22 protein-coding genes are annotated in these 20622 nt (G+C 64.5%); 13 read left to right on the top strand and 9 right to left on the bottom strand.

Annotated features, from left to right (window positions below; translation table 11 throughout):
- Window positions 1-109: 109 nt before the first annotated feature.
- The gene (locus tag HHL15_RS02115; protein ID WP_169144147.1) at window positions 110-2731 is read left to right on the top strand and encodes a sensor domain-containing diguanylate cyclase; all 2622 of its coding nucleotides are present in this window, start codon (window positions 110-112) and stop codon (window positions 2729-2731) included.
- Between the two features lie 31 nt (window positions 2732-2762).
- Here HHL15_RS02115 and HHL15_RS02110 read toward each other — a convergent pair whose 3' ends face one another.
- The 4 genes from HHL15_RS02110 to HHL15_RS02095 are packed head-to-tail and all read right to left on the bottom strand — an operon-like array spanning window position 2763 to window position 6689.
- Window positions 2763-3332 carry a DUF3299 domain-containing protein gene (locus tag HHL15_RS02110; protein ID WP_169144146.1) on the bottom strand — a complete coding sequence of 190 codons (570 nt, stop codon included), beginning with the start codon at window positions 3330-3332 and terminating at the stop codon, window positions 2763-2765.
- Window positions 3333-3334: 2 nt separating this feature from the next.
- Window positions 3335-4621, bottom strand: coding sequence for an ABC transporter permease (locus tag HHL15_RS02105; protein ID WP_169144145.1), 1287 nt, complete (start codon window positions 4619-4621; stop codon window positions 3335-3337).
- The gene (locus HHL15_RS02100; protein WP_169144144.1) at window positions 4618-5352 is read right to left on the bottom strand and encodes an ABC transporter ATP-binding protein; all 735 of its coding nucleotides are present in this window, start codon (window positions 5350-5352) and stop codon (window positions 4618-4620) included. The genes HHL15_RS02105 and HHL15_RS02100 overlap by 4 nt, the downstream gene beginning before the upstream one ends.
- 5 nt (window positions 5353-5357) lie before the next feature.
- Window positions 5358-6689: a dihydroorotase gene (locus HHL15_RS02095; protein ID WP_169144143.1), complete on the bottom strand. Its 1332-nt coding sequence runs from the start codon at window positions 6687-6689 to the stop codon at window positions 5358-5360.
- Here HHL15_RS02095 and HHL15_RS02090 point away from each other — a divergent pair.
- Window positions 6684-6839 (top strand): hypothetical protein, encoded by a 156-nt coding sequence (locus tag HHL15_RS02090; RefSeq protein ID WP_169144142.1) that lies wholly within the window; start codon window positions 6684-6686, stop codon window positions 6837-6839. The genes HHL15_RS02095 and HHL15_RS02090 overlap by 6 nt on opposite strands.
- Here HHL15_RS02090 and thrS read toward each other — a convergent pair.
- Genes thrS through hisI form a run of 4 tightly spaced genes read right to left on the bottom strand, consistent with a single transcriptional unit; the run spans window position 6832 to window position 11562 of the window.
- Window positions 6832-8763: a threonine--tRNA ligase gene (gene thrS, locus HHL15_RS02085; RefSeq protein ID WP_169144141.1), complete on the bottom strand. Its 1932-nt coding sequence runs from the start codon at window positions 8761-8763 to the stop codon at window positions 6832-6834. The two genes, HHL15_RS02090 and thrS, sit on opposite strands and share 8 nt — an antisense overlap.
- A 2-nt stretch (window positions 8764-8765) precedes the next feature.
- A complete protein-coding gene (locus HHL15_RS02080; RefSeq protein WP_169144140.1) occupies window positions 8766-9872 on the bottom strand; it encodes a CobW family GTP-binding protein in 1107 nt (368 codons plus the stop codon).
- Complete coding sequence (gene zigA / locus HHL15_RS02075) at window positions 9869-11104, bottom strand: zinc metallochaperone GTPase ZigA (RefSeq protein WP_206198536.1); 1236 nt, start codon at window positions 11102-11104, stop codon at window positions 9869-9871. Before zigA ends, HHL15_RS02080 begins: the two co-directional genes overlap by 4 nt.
- Entirely contained in the window at window positions 11101-11562 is a 462-nt protein-coding gene (gene hisI / locus HHL15_RS02070) for a phosphoribosyl-AMP cyclohydrolase (RefSeq protein ID WP_169144138.1), read from the bottom strand. The genes zigA and hisI overlap by 4 nt, the downstream gene beginning before the upstream one ends.
- A 71-nt stretch (window positions 11563-11633) precedes the next feature.
- Between hisI and HHL15_RS02065 the strand changes: the two genes are divergently transcribed.
- Window positions 11634-12119 carry a Fur family transcriptional regulator gene (locus HHL15_RS02065; RefSeq protein ID WP_169144137.1) on the top strand — a complete coding sequence of 162 codons (486 nt, stop codon included), beginning with the start codon at window positions 11634-11636 and terminating at the stop codon, window positions 12117-12119.
- A gap of 174 nt (window positions 12120-12293) precedes the next feature.
- Here HHL15_RS02065 and HHL15_RS02060 read toward each other — a convergent pair whose 3' ends face one another.
- Window positions 12294-12959 (bottom strand): hypothetical protein, encoded by a 666-nt coding sequence (locus HHL15_RS02060; RefSeq protein WP_235943170.1) that lies wholly within the window; start codon window positions 12957-12959, stop codon window positions 12294-12296.
- 235 nt (window positions 12960-13194) lie between these two features.
- On the opposite strand from HHL15_RS02060, the gene HHL15_RS02055 reads away from it, so the two are divergent.
- The 10 genes from HHL15_RS02055 (at window position 13195) to HHL15_RS02010 (ending at window position 20584) form a co-directional block, all read left to right on the top strand.
- Window positions 13195-13698 (top strand): hypothetical protein, encoded by a 504-nt coding sequence (locus HHL15_RS02055; protein ID WP_169144136.1) that lies wholly within the window; start codon window positions 13195-13197, stop codon window positions 13696-13698.
- A gap of 34 nt (window positions 13699-13732) precedes the next feature.
- Complete coding sequence (locus HHL15_RS02050) at window positions 13733-15418, top strand: ABC transporter ATP-binding protein/permease (RefSeq protein ID WP_169144135.1); 1686 nt, start codon at window positions 13733-13735, stop codon at window positions 15416-15418.
- Between the two features lie 163 nt (window positions 15419-15581).
- Complete coding sequence (locus HHL15_RS02045; protein ID WP_169144134.1) at window positions 15582-16145, top strand: lipid-binding SYLF domain-containing protein; 564 nt, start codon at window positions 15582-15584, stop codon at window positions 16143-16145.
- Window positions 16146-16181: 36 nt separating this feature from the next.
- Entirely contained in the window at window positions 16182-16397 is a 216-nt protein-coding gene (locus tag HHL15_RS02040) for a glycine zipper 2TM domain-containing protein (RefSeq protein ID WP_169144133.1), read from the top strand.
- A gap of 78 nt (window positions 16398-16475) precedes the next feature.
- On the top strand, window positions 16476-17555 hold the full coding sequence (locus HHL15_RS02035) for a flavodoxin family protein (RefSeq protein WP_169144132.1): 1080 nt from the start codon (window positions 16476-16478) through the stop codon (window positions 17553-17555).
- Between the two features lie 55 nt (window positions 17556-17610).
- Window positions 17611-18183 carry a hypothetical protein gene (locus HHL15_RS02030; protein WP_169144131.1) on the top strand — a complete coding sequence of 191 codons (573 nt, stop codon included), beginning with the start codon at window positions 17611-17613 and terminating at the stop codon, window positions 18181-18183.
- Window positions 18184-18324: 141 nt separating this feature from the next.
- Window positions 18325-18756: a PRC-barrel domain-containing protein gene (locus tag HHL15_RS02025; RefSeq protein ID WP_169144130.1), complete on the top strand. Its 432-nt coding sequence runs from the start codon at window positions 18325-18327 to the stop codon at window positions 18754-18756.
- 99 nt (window positions 18757-18855) lie between these two features.
- Window positions 18856-19416, top strand: a complete 561-nt coding sequence (locus HHL15_RS02020) for a sterol desaturase family protein (RefSeq protein ID WP_169144129.1) — start codon at window positions 18856-18858, stop codon at window positions 19414-19416.
- A 97-nt stretch (window positions 19417-19513) separates the two neighbouring features.
- A complete protein-coding gene (locus tag HHL15_RS02015; protein WP_169144128.1) occupies window positions 19514-19801 on the top strand; it encodes a hypothetical protein in 288 nt (95 codons plus the stop codon).
- A 72-nt stretch (window positions 19802-19873) separates the two neighbouring features.
- Entirely contained in the window at window positions 19874-20584 is a 711-nt protein-coding gene (locus HHL15_RS02010) for an alpha/beta fold hydrolase (protein WP_169144127.1), read from the top strand.
- Window positions 20585-20622: the final 38 nt, after the last annotated feature.

Below are 20622 nucleotides of genomic sequence, written 5' to 3'. Positions count from 1 at the left end.
ATACGCCGCTCCAGGCAGCGTATCCCGGCAGTCGGAAGAGCACGACGTTGAGCGCGTAAGATGATCGAGGGGCCCGGTACCCTCTCCTGCTGTTGTCCTGAAGTACCGTATGGTCTTGTTCCAGATGAGTCATGAGTCCCAAGCGGGCAGCCCTGCACTGGTGAGTTCCGGCTTGGGGATTGGAATGCTGGCAGCGTCGATCATGCCGGTCTTCCTGTCCGTCGTAGTCTGTCTCGTATTCTGGGCACACCTCTGGCAATCCGCCGAGCATACGAGATCGGCGTCAGTCAGGCAGATTGCCTCGCGAGCGGAGGAGCTGGCTTTGGCTGAGGCAGCCAAGGCTGAGGCGATGATCCTGTCCGTCGATCTGGCTCTCATGCAACTCAGGGAGCAGTTCGTACCCGGTCGGGATAGCAATCAGGCAGCGGAATCTCTCATAAGCCGATTTCCCAATGGAAGCCTTGTCCAGATCGCCGTGATCGATTGTGACGGCTATCTTGCCTGGTCGTCCTTGGTTTCAGGCCATTCTTCTGGGGTGGCCTCAAGGATCTATCTGGGGGACCGGAGGCACTTCAGCATCCATAAGACCAGGAAGATCGACGATCTGTATATCAGCGAGCCCGTATTGGGACGGGCCAGCAATCAATGGTCGATCCAGTTCAGCCGACGGATTCATGCTGGGCCGTATCGGGGAGGAGTAATCGTAGCCTCAATTTCTCCCGCCTACTTCTCGAGCATCGGCGTGGAGGCTGCAAAGCAGAGTGGGAACGTCGTCGCCCTCTTTCTGTCCGACGGCGCATACCTGGTGCGCTCGATTCACCTTGAAACAGTGTTGGGGCGTCGAGCTCCTCAAGACCTCCCCTTTCTCGATGAAATGGCTGCGGGGTCCGGGCTCTACCGGGCTCGTTCCCCAATAGACGGTATTCAGAGGAGCTATGCCTGGAGCAGAGGCCACGCATACCCAGTCGTTACGGTAGTTGGAATCAATGAGGTCAATGCACTTCGCGCTGTTGAGGATGAATTGGAAAGGTCCCGGGTGCGAGCGCAAGTCTGGACCACGGTCGTCATACTCGTTTCGTTCCTGCTTTCATCCTTCATCTATCGGCTCGCCAGGAGCCGGGCACGCGTTGAGGAGAGCGAGCGCAGGTACCGCGCCTTCTTCGATGGAAATACTTCGATAAAACTGGTTGTAGACCCGGAGTCAGGGCAGATCCTGGATGCGAACAAGGCAGCAGCCCACTATTACGGATACGATCTGGACACGCTTCGATCGATGCATATCTTTGAGATCAACATGCAGGCCTCCGATCTGGTGAGGGAGCAGTTACGGCATGCGTCATCGGCAAACGTCGTCTGCAGGAATTTCCGGCACCGGCTCGCCAGCGGGGAAATTCGGGATGTGGAAGTGTATACAGGGCCGGTGGGCCTGAACGGGAAGGTCGTTCTTTATTCCATAATCCACGATGTTACCGAGAGGGCCATTCTTCAGCGCAAGCTGTTGCAGAGCGAATCCCTTCACCGCAGTCTGTTCAAGACCATCGCAGAGGGCATTATCGTTGTCGGCCCTGAAGGGGATATCACCGCGTGGAATGAAGCGGCACTCGGAATCCTGTGTATCACGCCGGAACAATTGGTGGCGCGGGAATACGCGCTGCGAGGACCCAATGGTGCGCGGCTCGACATGGATGACTTTCCATCAGCCCGAACCCTGCGCGGAGAGTACATCCGGCAGGCAATGTTCAGCGTTCGTTGCCCGGATGGCGCTGACCGCTGGGTGATCGTGAATAGCAGGCCGCTCGAGGGCGACTTGGAGATGAAGTGTTCGGCTGTGGTCTCCTTCAGTGACATCACGGATCTCGTTCAGGCCGAGGAGTCCTTGCGCCTGTCCCAGTCGGTGTTCGAGGCTGCCCTGGAGGCGATCATCGTGACGGACTCTGCAAACAGGATCATTGCCGTCAATCCGGCGTTCACCAGGCTCACCGGCTACGAGCCGCACGAGGTCATTGGACGCGACCCGTCCTTGCTTGCCAGTGGCGAGCATTCCAGGTCGTTCTATGAGCAGATGTGGGCAGGCCTGAATATCGTCGGCCACTGGGAAGGGGATCTGCACAACCGCCGGAAGGACGGAACGGACTATGTGGAGTCCATCCGGATTTCAGTCATACCGGAACGACCCGGGCATGAGCGGCGGTACGTCGCCTTGTTCAGTGACGTTACCGAGAAACGGCGGATGGATGGCCTGGTGTGGAGGCAAGCCAATTATGATGTGCTGACGGGGCTGCCAAATCGTCAGCTTTTCGAGGACAGGTTGGCACGATCGATCGCACACGCCCACAGGCACAAAGGGGGGGTGAGCTTGCTGTTCATCGACCTGGATAGATTCAAGCCGGTCAATGACCGATATGGACATGCCGCAGGGGATGAGTTGTTGAAACAGGTGGGAGGGCGGCTGGCGAAGGCCTTCCGGGAAGACGACACATTGGCCCGGATAGGCGGTGACGAGTTTGCCGTTGTAGTGAACGAAGCAATCTCGGATTCTGCCTTTGCTGCCCTCGAGGGCAAGATCAACAGGCTGCTTGAAGAGCCGTTCGAGATCTTCTCGCACCGTGTCGTGGTGGGATGCAGCGTAGGTATGGCAACCTATCCCTCAGACGCAAGCTCTCTGGATGCACTGCTCTCGTTGTCGGATTCACGCATGTACGAACGCAAGAGCCAACGTCGCAGGGCCTGATCTTGCCCGGGGGCCCGGAACTGGGATGACGTCACTGTACATAGGGTCGGGTCGTGTCGGCGATCAGGCGGTAGCCGGCCTTGCCCATCCCCGTTTCCGTTTTCCCGACCCGGAGCGTACCGCTCACCCAGACCGGGTCGAAGGTCTGCAGACGGTCTGGCGCCTCTCGGGTGATCACGTGAATCATCTGATTGGCGGGGGGAGGAGGCGCGTGGATGCAGGCGCCAAAGTAGGGTACGAGCAAGTACTCGCGGGCCTGCTCTCCCTGGTGGTCGAGGGGGATGGCGAAGCCGGGCAGGCGCACCCGGCGCCCGTCCAGAGACGGCTCCACGGGGGCTTCGTCCCAGGCCTGGCGGATCTGCTCCAGCGCTGCGATGGCGCGAGGGTCGTTGTCGCTCAGGTGGGAGACATCAAGTTCCCGGAGGGGGCCCATCGGGTCCCAGCCCGGGGGGATCAGATCCGTCCAGGCGAGGGGGGCGTAGCCGCCTTGCCCCGCAGAGAGGGTGAGCGGAAGCCACCCGTCTGTCGGGGGGCCTGGTGTGTCCCGGGACGTGATGAGCAGCGGGGCGAGCAGCAGCAGGGCCAGCAGGTTACGACGCATGCTCAGAGACGGGGTGTCAGGCCGTCAGCGATGGACAGGCGGGCAGCACGCCACGCCGGTATCAGGCCGGCCAGACTCCCGGCAGCCAGCAGTAAGGCAAGCAGCGCGATTTCGTGCCCGCGCGGGCCGACGTGCCAGCCCAGACCGTAGTGCAACCGTAGCCAGGGGGTGAGGAGGAGCCCGCCGGCTTCGACAAGTGCCAGCCCGGCCAGCAGTCCTGTGATGGTGAGGGCAAACGCCTCCACCATCAGCAGGGCGACCACGTGGCGGACGCCGGCTCCCACCGCCCGCAGGATGGCAAGTTCCCTTCGACGTTCGCCGAGACCTGCAAGGATCACCGCGACCAGCCCTGTCAGGCTGACCAGCGTGACAAGGCCGCCCAAGGCTTTCAGGGTGCGTTCGATCTGTCCTAGCAGTTGCCACAGGGAATCCAGGCCGGGGCCCGGCAGGATGGCCATCAGAGCCTCCCCCGGGGCCTCGGCGATCTGCCGTTGCAGACGCAGTGCGTCGGTCCGCTGGTGCAGACCGATCAGAACCGCATCCAGGCTGCGGGGTCTGAGGTCGAATTTGCCGACCTGTTCGGCGGGAATGTGCAATCCGGGAATCGGCACGCCCCCTTGCCAGTCCAGGTGGAGCGCAGTCAGGGAGTCCAGGCCGATCAGTACGCTCCGGTCAACAGGGCTTGCCGCAGGGGCGAGCACTCCGACGACGCGGAAGGGCTTGTCCTGATGCGTGCTGGTCCGTTGATCGTCATGCCCGTCATGTGTGTCGGGCAGGCTGCTGCCATGACTCAGGATGAGGGATGTGCCCGTCTGGTAGCCGAGGCGACGGGCTACCTCGGCCCCGATGACGGCCTCGAACAGCCCGGCAAAGGGGCGGCCAGCACTCAGTGCGAGCGGGGCACCATCCGCGTTCCGCATGTGCTGGAAATACGCCGCGGTCGTACCGATCACCGGGTAGCCCCCGTGGGTGTCGCCCAGGGCCAGGGGTACGCTCCAGGCCACACGCGGATCGCGGGCCAGCTTCACGTGGCTCTCCCACTGCATGGTGGCGGTGGCTTCACCCATGTGGAACAAGGCCCGCAGCAGCAACGGGAGGGTGCCGCCTCTTGGGCCCACCACCAGATCCACCCCGGCGCTCGTTCGTGAAAGATCCCGGCGGGCGCTTTCGCCCATCCGCCCCACGGCCAGCACCAGGGCGGTGGCCAGGGTGATTGACAGGCAGGCCAGGGCCAGGCTCGTGCGCCGGTTCCAGGCGCTGGCCAGGGCGAGGTCGAGAATGGCCCTCATGCGGATGGCAGCTTCAGGTGATGGGTGAACCCGGCGGCAAGACCTGGGTCGTGGCTGACCAGGATGACGGCAGCGCCACAGCGTCCGGCTTCATCAAGGAGCAGGCGAAACAGTTGGGCGGCATTGCGTGCGTCGAGGGACGAGGTGGGCTCATCGGCGAGGATCAGGGACGGCCGGCCCAACAATGCCCGTGCCGCCGCCACGCGCTGCTGCTGGCCCACCGACAGCTCGCAGGCGCGCCGGGCGGCGAGGGAGGGCGGCAGCTCGAGCGTGTCCAGGAGACGCTGGGCTTCCGAACGGGGGGTTGGGATGCAGCGAGCGTGGCGTGACGCCGAGAAGCGGCTGGCTAGCAGGACGTTGTCGAGTACGGAGAGGTAGGGAAGCAGGTTGAACTGCTGGAATACGAATCCCAGGCGGTCTGCCCTCAGCGCGTCGCGGGTGCTGGTCGGGAGGTGGGTAAGTGATTGACCGAACAGTTGCAGTTCGCCAGCCTGGGCCAGCAACAGGCCGCCGATCAGGTTGAGCAGGGTGGTCTTGCCTGCGCCGCTCTCTCCATGGAGGAAGAGATGCTCACCGGCGGCCAGTTCGAGTGAACGCAGATTCACGGCGGGAACGAGGCAGCCTGGCCAGCAGAAGCGCAGGTTGCGGATGAGAACCGCCGTCTCGGTGGCTGGATGGTAGGGGGCCACCGATGAGCGATCGGCTGGCAAGGGCGCGGGAGATATGGCCATGGCGCTCAGCGCGTGAACTCGAGAGGGAGGCCGCGGCAACCCTGCATCAGGCATCCCCGGTGCCAGGCCAGCCGCCCCGATACCACGGTGCTGCGTACCCGGGAGCGAAAGTGCCTGCCCGCGAAGGGTGTCCAGCCGCAGCGGCTGAGGATGGGGGCTGCCTCCACCGCGAAATGCCCATCGTCCACCAATGCCAGGTCGGCCCAGTAGCCTTCCCGGAGGTAACCCCTCTCGCGGATCCGGAACAGCTCGGCCACCCCGTGGCTGCAGCGGGCCACCAGGGTGGGCAGATCAAGGAGACCGTCATGTACCAGCTCCAGCAAGGCGGGAAGTGCATGCTGGGCGAGGGGCAGGCCGGCCGGCGCGAGGCTGTAGGGGGCGGCCTTCTCGGCAAGGGTATGGGGCGCATGGTCGGTGCCGATCACGTCTATCCGGCCTGTCGCCACTGCGTGCCGCAGGGCAACGCGGTCGTCACGTGACTTCACCGCCGGATTGCACTTGAGATGGCTGCCCAGCGCTTCGTAATCCTCATCGTCAAAGTACAGATGGTGGACACAGGCCTCCGCCGTGATCTGCTTGCCGGTGACCGGCCCTGGCTCGAAGAGGGCCAGCTCCCGGGCAGTGGACAGGTGCAGCACATGGAGCCGGGTGCCATGGCGACGAGCCAGATCCACCGCGAGGGTCGTGCTGCGCAGGCAGGCTTCGGCGCTGCGGATCAGGGGGTGGGCCGCGAAGGGGATGGCATCGCCATGCTGGCGCCGCCACTCCGCCTCATTGGCGGTGATGGTCTGGCTGTGCTCGCAGTGGGCCAGCAGGAGGGTCGGTACGCTGGCGAACAGGCGTTCCAGCACCATGGGGTCGTCCACCAGCATGTTGCCCGTGGAGGCACCCATGAAGACTTTGACGCCGGCAATGAGGCGCGGGTCGGCACGTGCCACCGCATCCAGGTTGTCGGTGCTGACACCAAGGTGGAAGGCAAAGTTGGCGTGGCTGGAGGCCGCCGCGAGATGACGCTTGGCAGCCACGGCGGCCATGTCGAGGGTGGGGGGCCGGGTGTTGGGCATGTCCATGAAGCTGGTGATGCCCCCGGCCACTGCGGCAGCGGATTCGCTGGCGATGCAGCCCTTGTGGGTGAGGCCGGGTTCGCGGAAGTGCACCTGGTCGTCGATCATGCCCGGCAACAGCCATGCGCCTGCCGCGTCGATCTCGGTGTCGGCACAGGTGTCGATGGCAGGGGCGATGCGGTCGATGCGCCCGTCGGCAACCAGCAGGTCGCCGGTCGTGATGCGGCCTTCGTTGACCAGGCGCGCGTTGCGGATCAGGAGTCGTGCTTGCATGCTCAGGCCCCGTTCCGCGGCGCCCTGCAGCCCTGCACCCGCGAAGGGGTGGTGCGTGCCAGGTCCTTTGATGACCCGGTAGTGGTGGCGGCGCAGCAGGGCGCTTCGATGGGGTTCTTGCGCATCATCGTGGCGGCGGTGCTCAGTTGAGGGGGGCGATGTCCAGGCCGGGCTGGCGGGCCTCGCGGCACAGGTGGGCGACCAGGGCAGGGAGCTCGAGGCTGCTTGCCGTGGTGTTGCCGCGGAGGCGCAGACTGACCCGCCCTTCCGCCTTTTCCCGATCACCGACGACCAGCAGGAAGGGGAGCTTCTGCAGGCTGTGTTCGCGGATCTTGTAGCTGATCTTCTCGTTGCGCAGGTCGATGCCGGTACGCAGGCCAGCCTGTCTCAGGGCACGCTGTACGTGCCGGGCATAGTCGTCCTGGCCCTCGCTGATGGTCAGGACCATGGCCTGTACGGGGGACAGCCAGGCAGGCAGCTGGCCGCCGAAATGTTCGATCAGGATGCCGGTGAAGCGCTCGAGGGAGCCGAACAGGGCACGATGCAGCATGACCGGCCGGGCCCGATTGCCGTCGGCGTCGATGTAGGCGATGTCGAAGCGCTCGGGGAGGTTCAGATCCACCTGCAGGGTGCCGCATTGCCAGTCGCGGCCGATGGCGTCACGCAGTACGAACTCCAGCTTGGGGCCGTAGAAGGCCCCTTCACCGGGATTGAGGCGGTGGGGGATGTCCATCTGCGAGAGCGCACCGGCGAGGGCGGCTTCCAGCGTGTCCCACAGGGCATCGCTGCCGATGCGGTTGGCAGGGCGGGTACTCAACTTGACCGTGATGTCGGTGAAGCCGAAATCCTTGTAGATGTCGAAGATCAGGGCGATGGTCCGGGCACATTCGCCGGGCATCTGCGCGGGCGTGCAGAAGATGTGCGCGTCGTCCTGGGTGAAGTGGCGGACGCGCAACAGGCCATGCAGGGCGCCGGAAGGTTCGTAGCGATGCACCTTGCCGAACTCGGCCATGCGCAGGGGCAGGTCCCGGTAGCTCTTCAGGCCATGGGCGAACAGGGAGACGGCACCGGGGCAGTTCATCGGCTTGAGGGCGAGCACCCGCTCGTCCTCGGTGACGGTGGTGAACATGTGGTCCCGGTAGTTGAGCCAATGCCCGGACGTTTCCCACAGGGCCCGGTCCATCACGTCGGGGGTGTTGACTTCAACGTAGCCCGCGGCGTCGTGCCGGGCACGCATGTAGGCGATCAGTTGCTGGAAGAGCGTCCAGCCCTTGGGGTGCCAGAACACCGAGCCCGGCGCGCTGTCCTCGAAATGGAAGAGATCGAGGTCGGCAGCGAGCTTGCGGTGATCCCGCCGGGCAGCCTCTTCCTGGCGGACGAGGTAGGCGTCGAGGGCCTCCGCGTCGGCCCAGCAGGTGCCGTAGATGCGCTGCAGCATCGGATTGCGCGCATCGCCTCGCCAGTAGGCCCCCGCCACCTTGGTGAGCTTGAAGGCACGCAGAAGCCCGGTGCGCGGCACGTGGGGGCCGCGGCAGAGGTCTTCAAAACTCCCATGGCGATAGAGGGAAACGGCTTCTCCTTCGGGAATGGCACGCACGAGTTCTGCCTTGTAGTGCTCTCCCTGGCGTTCGAAGAGGGCGATGGCCTCGTCTCCCGGGACAACCCGGCGGGTCACCGGCAGGTCGGCAGTGGCCAGCTCGCGCATGAGGGCTTCGATCCGCTCCAGATCGTCGGGCGTGAAGGAGTGCTCGCAGGCAAAGTCGTAGAAGAAGCCATCCTCGATGATCGGCCCGATGGTGACCTGCGCATCGGGGTGGAGTGTCTTGACCGCCATGGCCAGCAGATGCGCGCAGGAATGCCGCAGGATCGCCAGCCCTTCGGGATCCCCGGAGGTGATGAGCTGCAGGGCTGCATCTTCTTCAATCAACGCGCCGACATCCACGATGCGGCCCGCCACACGGGCGGCGACGCTGTTGCCGGCAAGGCTGGGGCTGATGTCTTCGGCGACGCGCAGGGCGCTGACGGCTTGGGGGTAATGGCGCTGGCTGCCATCGGGCAGGGTGATGCAGGGCATGGTCAGGCTGGGTCGCTGGCAGTGGGGGAGGGGATCCGGGCTCCGGCCTGGGCCGGCTGCACCCGGCGCAGGGGCGAGAGGGCGTCTTCGATGGTGTCGCGGGAGAGCTCCCGGACGATGAATACCAGCCGGCTGCGCTTGTCGTCGAAAGGGGGGGAACTCGGCCAGGCGTCCAGGGGAATGGGCGGATAGGCGATGTTGTGAACCCCGTGCACCACCCAGGGCCGGTCGTCCCCGACCACGTTGATGAGTCCCTTCACACGTAGCACGCGGTCGCCGACGGTCTCCAGCAGCTCGCCCAGGGTGTCGGCGAAGCTCACCCAGGGCAGGGGCGCGTCGAAGATCACGGTGAAGCTGTGAATGTCCCCGTCGTGCGGGGAGGGAACCGCGGCCCGGGTGCCCTTGGGGGTGTAGCGCAGGCCTGCGGTGGGTGGTGGGGCGAGCCAGCGGACCACGTCGGGTGCCTTGCCGGCCGGGTCGTAGAGGCCGCAATCCACCACCGAGGCAACGGCCACTTCGCCCCGCCGCACATAGATCCGCGGGGCGCCCGGGTTGAGGGTGGCCAGATCCCGATCGAGCGCGTCCACGTCTTCCCGGCTCGCCAGATCGCACTTGGTGACCAGCAGGCGGTCGGCCATCACGATCTGGCGCAGGGCTTCCCGCTGGCGCTGGATCTGCTGGCGGCCGAACATCGCGTCCACCGCGGTGACGATGCCGTCGAAGCGGAAGCGTTGGGCCGTGAAGAAGTCGTTCATCAGGGCCTGGATCACCGGTGCCGGGTCTGCCAGGCCGGTGGTCTCGATGAGCACCCGGTCGAACACCGGCACGTCCTTGTTCAGTGCCCGCAGGAACAGGTTGCCCAGGCTGCGGGTGAGCTCTCCACGCACGGAGCAGCACAGGCAGCCTGAATCCAGCAGCACCAGGTTGTCGTCGATGCGCTTCACCAGATGATGATCGACACCGACTTCGCCGAATTCGTTGATCAGCACGGCGGCCTTCTGCATCTCGGGCTGCTTGAGCAGGTGGTTGAGCAGTGTGGTCTTGCCAGCCCCGAGAAAACCGGTGAGGAGCGTGATGGGGACCCGGCTGTCGCTGGTCTGGCCGCTCATGCCGAGGCCTCGCTGTCGGGGGCAAAGGCCCAGCGGGGGAAGGGATCGGGCAGATGTGTCCATGCCTCCGGGCCGTGGTTGAATTCAGTCTCATGGAGCAGGCAGGCGTCGAAGCGGGCGCGGAGGGCGGCTTCGTCCATCTGCATGCCGATCAGGACAAGTTCCTGCTGCGCATCGCCGACGGCCGGGTCCCAGCGGGCCTCGATCGCCGCCCGGCCTTCTGCATCTCCGGGCCACTGTTCGCGGGGCACGGCCGCCCACCAGAGACCACCCAGCTCGTGGCGGATCACCGGCCCGGCCTGGGACCAGCTCCCTACCATGGCGGGCCGGCTGGCGAGCCAGAAATAGCCCTTGGAGCGCACCACCCCGGGCCATTCCTGATTGATCCACTCATGGAAGCGTTCGGGATGGAAGGGCCGACGGGCGCGATAGACGAAGCTGGTGATGCCATAGGTCTCGCTTTCGGGAACGTGCTCTCCGCGCAGTTCCGCGAGCCACCCGGGGGCGCTGGCCGCCGCTGCGAAGTCGAAACGGCCGGTGTTGAGGATGCGCTCGAGAGGAACCCGCCCGAACTGCGCGCGCACGATGTCGGCGCGGGGGTTGAGGCGCTTGAGCAGGTTTTCCAGACGGCGCAGTTCTGCGTCATCGAGGAGGTCGGTCTTGTTGAGGACGATGACGTCGCAGAACTCCACCTGGTCCACCAGCAGATTGACCACCGTGCGGCTGTCTTCCTCGCCCAGGCTCTCACCCCGATCGGCCAGGTAGTCGGTGGAGCCGTAGTCTCTCAGGAAGTTGTAGGCATCGACGACCGTCGCCATGGTGTCCAGGCGGGCGAGATCGGAGAGGCTGGAGCCGGTTTCGTCCCGGAAGGTGAAGGTCTCGGCCACCGGCAAGGGCTCGGAAATACCGGTGGACTCGATCAGCAGATAGTCGAAGCGCCCCTCGGCGGCGAGGCGGCGGATCTCGATCAGCAGATCCTCACGCAGGGTGCAGCAGATGCAGCCGTTGCTCATCTCCACCAGTTTCTCTTCGGCGCGTGACAGGTCGGCCCCACCCTCGGCCACCAGGCGGGCATCGATGTTCACTTCGGACATGTCATTGACGATGACCGCGACCCGCATGCCTTGCCGGTTGTGCAGGACGTGGTTGAGGAGGGTGGTCTTGCCTGCGCCGAGAAAGCCGGACAAGACGGTGACCGGCAGGCGGTCCTGGAGCGTGAGGGAGGGACTCATGGGCATTCCTCGGGAAAGTTGGGGAGAGCCGGGGTGGGGAGTGCCGAGGGGGGAGTCGGCAGGGGAGCACTCAGGACCTCCACCCGATCGCCTCGGACTCCGTTGTAGAAGCAGCTGCGCCGGCCGGTGTGGCAGGCGCCACCCAGTTGGTCGACCTGCATCAGAAGGGCATCACCATCGCAGTCGAAACGCATATCCACCACCCGCTGGCGGCAGCCGGATGTTTCACCCTTGCGCCACAGGCCGCGGCGAGAGCGGGACCAGTAGCAGGCCTGGCCGGTGGCCAGGGTTTCCTCGAGCGCGGCCCGGTTCATCCAGGCCAGCATCAGGACGTCGCCGCTGTCGTGTTGCTGGGCGATCGCGCAGATGAGCCCGTCCGCGTTCCAGGGAACGGTCTCAAGGAAATCAGGGAGGGGAACACTGCTGCCCGTGGGGGCATGCTCGAGTCGGGCTAACATTGGGCTTCAATCGTGAATGATAGTGTGGATGCAATGTTATAACATTGCATCCACATCGCCAAATATTGCCCATGGACAACAACACGCCTTCCGAAACCGGTCCTGCAGACGAGAGCCCGATCCTTGATCAGGTGGAGGCTGTCTGCCGCTCCCGTGGTGCCAGCCTTACGCCGATCCGCCGCATGGTGCTGGCGATCCTGATCCGGTATCCGAAGGGGCTCAAGGCCTACGACTTGCTCGACCGGATCAAGGCGGACAAACCCGGCGCCTCACCACCCACCGTCTATCGGGCACTCGATTTCCTGATGGAGCAGGGCCTTGTTCACAAGGTCGGGCGGATGAATCTTTTTGTCGCATGCAGTTATCACTGCCACCATGAACGTTCGCCAGGGTTGTTCCTGGTATGTCCCCGCTGCAGCGGAGTGACCGAATTGCAGGACGATCAGGTGATCCAGGCCCTCACGGACAGTCTTGCCGCGGCGGGGCACCGGCTCGAGAGCCAGGAGGTGGAGATCGGGGCGATCTGTCCCAAGTGTCAGCTCGCTGGTTCTGCCTGACGCGACACGGAGAGCGTTGAGGCTGTTGGATTGATGTTGTGAGCTTGCCCAGCAGCCAGAGGAGTGGCAGGACAACGACGAGCGTGTGCAGCATGGTGATCTCCCTTCATGGGGCGCCCTTCCGGCACGGGACTGCGCCCCGGGGCTGGCGGACATCCGCCAGCCGGACTTCATTCACTGGCCGTAGTGGCTCTTGGCGTCCTTGATGCAGGCAGCCTTGGGGTCACCGGACAGGGCATCACACTTTTCCTTGGCCACCGCATAACCGGCATCACGCTTGTCCGAGGCTGCGTCCTTGCGGGCGCTGCTGGTCTTGTCCTGCGCCGCCATGTTGGCTTCGCTGGTCTTCTCGCGCGCCGCGGTGTTTGCGTCGGAGGTCTTTTCGGCCACCTTGGCATCGGCCTTGGCGCTTACATGGGCTGCCTTGGCTTCCTTGCGGCAGACGTCCCTGGCGTTGCCGGCCATGTCGTCGCACTTTTCCTTGGCGACTTCATAGGCGGCATCGGCCTTGGCCAGCCGGACTTCGTAGTGGTGTTTGACCGACGGCTCGTACTTCGCCTCGAGTTCGGCCTTCGCGATGTTTCCGCGGCCCTTGGCTTCTTCTATGCAGATATCCTTGGCGTTATCGCCCTTGCTGTCGCAGGCGGCCTTGTCGGCTGAATACTGTCGGGAGATGGCCTCCTTTTCAGACTTGTATTCGGCTTTCGAAAGCGGCGCGCCGATCGCGGTGCTGCCAAAGGCAAGAAACATGGCGCTGGCGAGGAGGGCTGATTGCAGGTTTTTCATGATCGATCCTTCAGGAGTGTTCCGGTTTGCTCGAATGAGTCCGGTGTCGAGCAAGGATGGGGCCGCTGCCAGCCGGAGTCGGTACGCTGACGCACTGACCCTGCAGTTGGCCAGGGCTGCCGGGAGCCCGTGATGGCAGGACGCTGCCCTGGCGTCCCGGGGAAGCTCCGGGTGTGCTGTGCCACGTGTGTTCGTCAGCGGACAGACAGGCGCCGGGCTCCTCTCTAGGCTCATTCCACCGGGGTGCCCGCTCCATCGGGTCGGGGCCTCTCAAGGAGGAGCCACCGTGATGGACAACACTTCTGCATCTGACTTCCAGGGTGCCCGCCCGCCCCTCGGGCACACGCTGCGTGCCGGCCTGTTCGGCTTGCTGTTGCTGACTTCCGGCCTTCCCGTCCTGGCCGGCGAGTGGGGCATGCAGCAACTCTACTGCTCATCCGGCGGGTTATCTGGCAGATCAGCCGGCCCATCACCGAGGGCTGTCGAGTGGATGAGCGGCGGCGTGGGCGCACCGGATCGTGACCGGCTGCGCGCGATGGCGGGCTCCTACAACGTGCTGATGGTGTTCAGTGACCGTCAGGGGCATTACCTCGCCGATGTGCCCTTTGCGGTGAAGGCCTGCAACGGCCGCCCCGTGCATGCCGATGTCAGCGAGGGGCCGTTCCTGTATCTCCGCTTGCCGCCTGGCTGCTACCGGATGAGTGCCCGCCTCGACGACGCCTGGAGGAGCCAGCCGCTGCAGGTGGGAGCGGGCGCGCGTCTGGTCCGGATGTCCTTCATCAGTCGCCAGTGAGTGCCACTGCGGGGCATATTGCCGGCCCGCGTTAATGATTGTCCTTGATCGGGCTCTCCTGAAGCGCTTCTGCGCAATCGCCGCGCCCTACTGGTCGGGCGAGGAGAAGCGCCTGGCCCGGGGGCTGCTGGCCTTGCTGGTGCTGCTGTTGCTTGGTCAGGCGGTGTTCGCGGTGCTGCTGAACGAGCAGACCGGAGAATTCACGTCTGCACTGGCGGCGAAGGACGAGTCGCGTTTCTGGACCTCCATCGCACGATGCCTGGGCGTGCTGCTGGTGGGTGTGCCGGTGCACGCCTTCTATTACTACGTGCGGGACAGGCTCGGGGTGCATTGGCGGCGCTGGCTGACCCGTCGCTACCTCGACGCCTACCTGGCGAAGCAGGTGTATTTCAGGCTCGATGCCCGGTCCGGTATCGATAATCCCGACCAGCGGATTGCCGAGGACATCGGCACATTCACCCAGAAGTCCCTCCAGTTCTTGCTGGTGGTGGCCGGGGCCTTGCTCCAGTTGCTGGCCTTTTCAGGGGTGCTCTGGTCGATTTCGCGTGAGCTGGTCCTGTTTCTCTTCGTCTATGCGATCGTCGGGACGATCGTCACCGTCCTGCTGTTCGGCAAGGTGCTGATCGGACTCAACTTCTACCAGCTCAAGCGGGAGGCTGACTTTCGCTTCAGCCTGGTACGGATTCGCGAGAACGCGGAAGCCATCGCCTTCTATGCGGGAGAGCAACTGGAGGCACGCCAGGTCGAGCGTCATTTTGGCGAGGTGTTCAGCAACTATCTCCGGCTGATCCGCGTTCAACTCCGGCTCAACCTGTTCCAGTACGCCTTCAGCTTCCTGACCGTCATCCTGCCCAGTGCGATCATCGCCAGCCGGGTGCTTTCCGGCGAGCTCGAGGTGGGACGGGCGATCCAGGCCGCGGGTGCCTTTGCGGCGATCCTGGCGGCGCTCACGGTGATCGTCGACAACTTCGACAGTTTCAGCAAGTTTGCGGCCGGTATCGAGAGGCTGGACAGCTTCGCCCATTTCATGGATGCGCGGGAGGGTGGCGATGAGGAACACATCCGCTTTTCCACGGACACGCGGGTGCTTATCGACAACCTGACGCTGTGGACCCCGCAACGGGAACGCACCCTGATCACCGGGCTGAGCATGGTGATAGAGCCGGGCGGAAGCCTGATGATCGTGGGCAGCAGCGGTTGCGGCAAGAGTTCGCTGCTGCGTGCCATTGCCGGGCTATGGCCCTCCGGGCGCGGACGCATTGCCCGCCCGCCGGCCGGCGACATGCTGTTCCTGCCCCAGCGTCCCTACATGCTGCTGGGCAGCCTGCGCAGCCAGCTCCTGTATCCGCGGGAATTGCCCAGGCGCGACGACGAGGTGCTGTTGGCCATGCTCCGGCAGGTCAACCTGCCCGATATCGCCGAGCGCTTTGGCGGCCTGGACGCCGAGCTGGATTGGGCCAAGGTCCTGTCGGTGGGCGAGCAGCAGCGCATTGCTTTCGCACGGCTGCTGCTCGCCCAACCCCGCTACGCCATTCTTGACGAGGCGAGCAGTGCCCTCGATGCCCTGAATGAAGAGCACCTGTATGGCTTGCTCGCCGCCAGCGGCATCACCTACGTGAGTGTTGCCCACCGCCCGTCGCTGCGGTTCTATCACCGCCGGGTGCTGGAGTTCGGCGATGACGCACGCTGGGTGCTTTACAGCGTGAGCCGCGGCGTCTGATCGCGCCCAGGGCCGGGCCAGGGGCAGGCAGGCATGCCTCTCGGTTCGTTAGCGCACGGTATGGCTGCGGCGAGTGGCGCAGCATGAAGGCTCGCAGTGCCCGGTCCACCTTACGCTTGGTCGGCACCGCACCCGATGACCGAACCGTGTGAAGGAAAAGACCATGCCGACCGTAAGACGCAGTTTCAACAAGCTCATCCTCGTGACTGCCGCCTCCTTCTCCCTTGGCGCCTGGAGTGTCCCTGCATGGGCCGCCAGTGCCGACGATTTGAACAAGGACGCCGCCCAGGCCCTGCAGACCCTCTACAAGACCAGCCCCGCGGCAGAGGTGTTGTCGAAGAAGGCCCAGGCCATCCTGATTTTTCCCAAGATCATCAAGGCGGGCCTGGTATTCGGTGGCAGCTACGGGGAGGGCGTTCTGACCCGGGAGGGCAAGACCATCGACTACTACAACTCGGTATCGGCGTCCTGGGGCCTGCAGGCAGGGGCCGAATCCTATGGCTACGTGGTCTTCCTGATGAGCGAAAAGGCCGTGGCGTATCTCGACAAGTCCCAGGGCTGGGAGATCGGCGTGGGCCCGACGGTGGTCGTGGTGAATGAGGGGATCGCCAAGAACCTCTCTTCGTCGACCCTCAAGGACGATGCCTATGCCTTCATTTTCGACCAGCAGGGTCTGATGGCCAGCCTCAGCATCGAAGGAACCAAGATCACCCGCATCAAGCGCTGATGCCGGCGGGTGATTCTTCTCGAAAGGAGTCCTGTCATGAAACGTTTTCAAAAACTCACCCTGTGTGCCACGGCAATGACGCTGGTCATGAGCCTGGCCAGTTGTGCAGGCATGTCTGCACGCGATAAGAACACCGCCGTCGGCGCTGGTATTGGCGCCGTGGGAGGTGCTGTATTGACGGGTGGAAGTACCGCCGGAACCGTCGGTGGTGCCGCTGTTGGCGGCATCATCGGCCACGAGATCAAGAAGTAGGCGAGACGGCGAGTCCCGCAGTCAGGCAGCCAGGTACACAGAGTGTGCCTGGCGCCCGGCAGACACACTGGAGCCACAATGATCAGCGCACCCAAGCCCCGCCTGGGTCAGGCACCCGCCAAGCTCGGGCGTGATGAATTCCATCTGCAGTTTCAGCGCAGCCATCGCGACGCTGCATTCGATGAAGTCCGGGATGCACTGGCCTCGGTCGAGGAGGTGGCCTGGGACAACTACACAAAGGGCCACAAGGTTCTCCTCACCGAAAAGGCCGGCCCGGGATTTGCAGACCCGGACTATGCACTCTCGGTTGAATGGAAAACCACGCGTGACCGCCTGCTGGCGGCGGAGGTGAAGCAGAAGGATCCGGCATCGCCCTCGCGGGTCCTGCTGATCTGCGGTTCCGCCCGCAATGACGGGAGTTGCGCCAGCGAAATATCCAAGACCTTCCGGATGAGTCAGTGGGCGCGGGAGTGCCTGGAGGCCGACGGCATCGAGGTCGACCTGCTCGATCTCAGTCTTCTGACCTCTTCCTATGATCTTCACATCCACCCCTGCAAGGCCTGCGTATCCACGGCAATGCCGCTGTGCCACTGGCCGTGCAGCTGTTACCCCAACCACGGCATGCGCCAGACCAACGACTGGATGGCGGAAATCTACGAGAAGTGGGTGGCCGCTCACGGCGTCATCATCCTCACGCCGGTCTATTGGTATCAGACGCCTGCCGTCCTGAAACTGATGATCGACCGCCTGGTCTGCGCCGACGGTGGCAATCCCGACCCCACCACGACGCAGGGCAAGAAAGCCGAATTGGCCAAGGCGCTCGAGCTGGCCGGCTGGGACTATCCCAAGCACCTGGCGGGCCGCGCCTACGGCCTGGTCGTGCACGGGGATGTGGCCGGCATCGAAGGTGTCCGGCGGGGCCTGTCTGACTGGCTCGACTGGATGGGCCTGATCGACGCGGGAGCCCTCTCGCGGCTTGATCGCTTCATCGGCTACTACGAGTCCTACGCCGCAAGCCATGAGGCACTGGATCTCGACACGATGGTCCGGAAAGAGGTCCTCAACGTGGCCAGCGCCGTGGCAAGCACCGTGGCGAAGTTACGCACCGGTGGCCTGACCGCGGCGGATGCAGGATTGCGTCCACCCCGCCCTAAGTAAGGCCTCATGCGATGCCCGGGCCCGGTGTTTCACCCTTATTCACAAGGAGTCTCTCATGAACAATCTGATCGAATCGGGTACGACCCGCGGGCCCTCCCAGGGGGCTCCGGAACTGGCGGAAGAACGCCAGACCCATGTGCTGTCCGCCGTCTATCCGAGCCGCGACGAGGCCGAGGGTGTGCGCCAGCTGCTTGAGGAGCGGGGCATTCCTGCCGCGGAGATCCGGGTCTTCCATGCCGCCCCGGGACCGGTGGTGGGTGAAGTCAGTGACGATGTACTCAAGGACATCCTGGTCGATGGCAGCATCGGTACGGCGATGGGCACCGGGGTCGGCGCTCTCGGCGCCCTCGCCATTGCGGTCTCCGGCATGACGTTGTTTGTGGCCAGCCCGGTGGTGGCTCCCCTCGCCATGCTCGGCTGGTTCGCCGGCCTCGGTGGCATTGTCGGGGCGGCGGTGGGTGCCAACCGCAAGGAAGGTCGTTTCTCCGAACTGGTGACGGATGCGATCCAGGCCGGCAACACCGTGGTGGTGGTCCGCACCCACCGCGAGGCCGACCGGACCCTGGCCAGGGCCATCCTCGAAGCCTCATTCCGGGGCCGGGAGGGCACGACCACCGAAGTCTCTTGAGCCGATCGGCGGTTCCTGCGCCCTGCATGTGGCCTACCCAACAGACCACGCTGTGCCGGGCGCCTATCCTGGTTCTGGGGGCGTCATCGGCTTGGTATGACGTTCCGGCTGTCTCCCCAAGCGGATTATCAGGAGTTTGTCATGAACTACGAAGAACGCGACCCTTACGGTATCTACAAGGCCAACACCAGCGGAGGGATCGGACTCGATGCAGGGAAGGGGCCCGGGCCGGCCCTGATGGGGGCCGACACGCTGATCGGCAACGATGTGTATAGCCGCAAGGCCGAGATGCTGGGCGAGGTGAAGGAGATCATGCTCGACATGCGCACCGGGCGGATTGCCTACGCGGTGCTCTCCTTTGGAGGATTCATCGGCATGGGCGACAAGCTTTTCGCCATACCGTGGGAGGCCTTGACCCTCGACACCATGAACAAGCGCTTCGTGCTCGATGTGGAGAAGGAGCAGCTCGAGCGTGCTCCGGGATTCGACAAGGAGACCTGGCCCGACATGGCCAACCCGGAATGGGCCGAAGGCATCCGCGCCTACTATGGTCGTCCGATGTACGCAGCCTGATGTCCGAGACCCGCTTTTGAGTCATGCCGCCGCCGAACGGACAGTCTGCTGTCGGTGGCGGGATTCATGCCCCCGGCCAGACGTCGGGGCACGCCACATATGAGTGAATTCCGGCTCTGTGCGGCAACGGCCGTCTTTCCCCAGTCCTTGCTGATTCCGTCGGTGGCCATCTGCGTGCTGGCAGGCTTCTGGCTGCGTCTGCAGGATGTCCGCTGGGCCCTCGGCGGCGGCATGCTGGCGGCCGGACTGATCACCTGGACGTTGGTGGAGTATGTCGCGCACCGCTTCATCCTGCACCGGCTCGAGCCCTTCCGGCGATGGCATCTGGAGCACCACCGTGAACCTGATGCGCCAATGCGCACGCCGGTGCTGTTCAGCCTGGCATTCGTGCTGGTGCTGCTCATCGTTCCTTTCCTTCTTTGGGCCGACACTGGTTCCGCCCTGGCGTTTTCCGGTGGCTTGCTTCTGGGCCATCTGGTGCAGGAGTCCGCGCATCACAGGATGCATCAGGCGACGCGCCCGGGAGCGGGCTGGCTGGCCAGACGACAGTGCCTCCACGCCTTTCACCACCATGACGACGACGCCATGGCCTTCGGCACGCTGACCGCCTTCTGGGACCGCCGGCTGGGGACTGATCCCGGGCGACACCCGCTCCGGTAAGTGCGATGGCGTACCGACAAGCCATGCGAACCCTGCCACTGTACCTTCACCGTTGCACCGCACTCACGCAGGTCACGGAACTCAGCCGGAGATGAGCATGAACCAGCCTGTCGAACCGCGCATACCGGGCGAAGGCCCGATGGACGCCCCCGAATGTCGCAAGCCGGACCCCGCGGAGTCTGGCCGGACATTCCTCAGGGCTCGCCCCGAGCTCCATGCCAGGTACGCCATTGGCGATGTCCTGGTCCAGCCGATGCCCGAAGGGGCGGTCATGGACCCCGGCCTGCCAGCGCCGAAGCTGGATGCGGCTCACGCAATTCACGCGGTGATCCGCGACGAGGTGGAGCGCCACGTTGAGGCCATCATTTGTGACAACAAGGCTTGAAGTGGGTAGCCAGTGCCATCGGTACAGGCCGTCACTGATGAGCACACCCGCATCGGCCGTCGAGGCTTTCCCATGAAACCGAAACCCCATGTCCTTTTCCTGCCCGGTCTGCTCAACGACGCCAGTCTCTTCCAGTCGCAGCTCGATGCCCTGGGCACCGTGGCGACCACTGCGGTGGCCGATCTGACCCTCGCCGAGTCCCTCCCGGGGCTGGCAGAAGCCGTGCTCGACCTGGCTCCGAAAGAACCGTTTGTGCTGGTGGGCCTGTCGCTGGGTGGCTACGTGGCCTTCGAGATCATGCGCAGGGCTCCCGGGCGCGTATGTGCGCTGGCGCTCATCGATACGTCGGCCAGACCCGAATCCACCGAGGCTTCAGCAGCGCGCAAGGCCGTGATGCAGCTCGCGGAAACCGATCTCGAGGCCGTTTTCGAACAGATGCTGCCGCGTCTCTCCCATCCCGAACGGATGGACCTGCCCGCGGTACGCGGGGTCATCCACTCGATGATGACCGGTCTCGGCAAGGACGTCTTCCTGCGCCAGCAGCGCATCATCATGACTCGCCCTGACAGCCGTCCGGACCTTGAGCGCATCGAGTGCCCGACACTGGTCATATGCGGTCGTGAAGACCTCATCACCCCGCCCGAAATGGCGGAGGAGATGGCCCGGGGGATTCGGCACGCGCGGCTCTGCATGGTGGAGAAGAGCGGGCACCTGTCCACGCTCGACCAGCCCGACGAGGTTGCGCGCCTGCTCCTGGAGTGGGTCACAAGCCTGAGCACCTGAAAGACCACGGAGGAGGGCGGAAGCTGCTCCGCCCCTGG

It is taken from the genome of Zoogloea dura (assembly GCF_012927165.1).
GTDB classification, from domain to species: domain Bacteria; phylum Pseudomonadota; class Gammaproteobacteria; order Burkholderiales; family Rhodocyclaceae; genus Zoogloea; species Zoogloea dura.
Note: the sequence above shows the minus strand (reverse complement) of the source record. Positions and strands in the feature narration are given on the sequence as shown.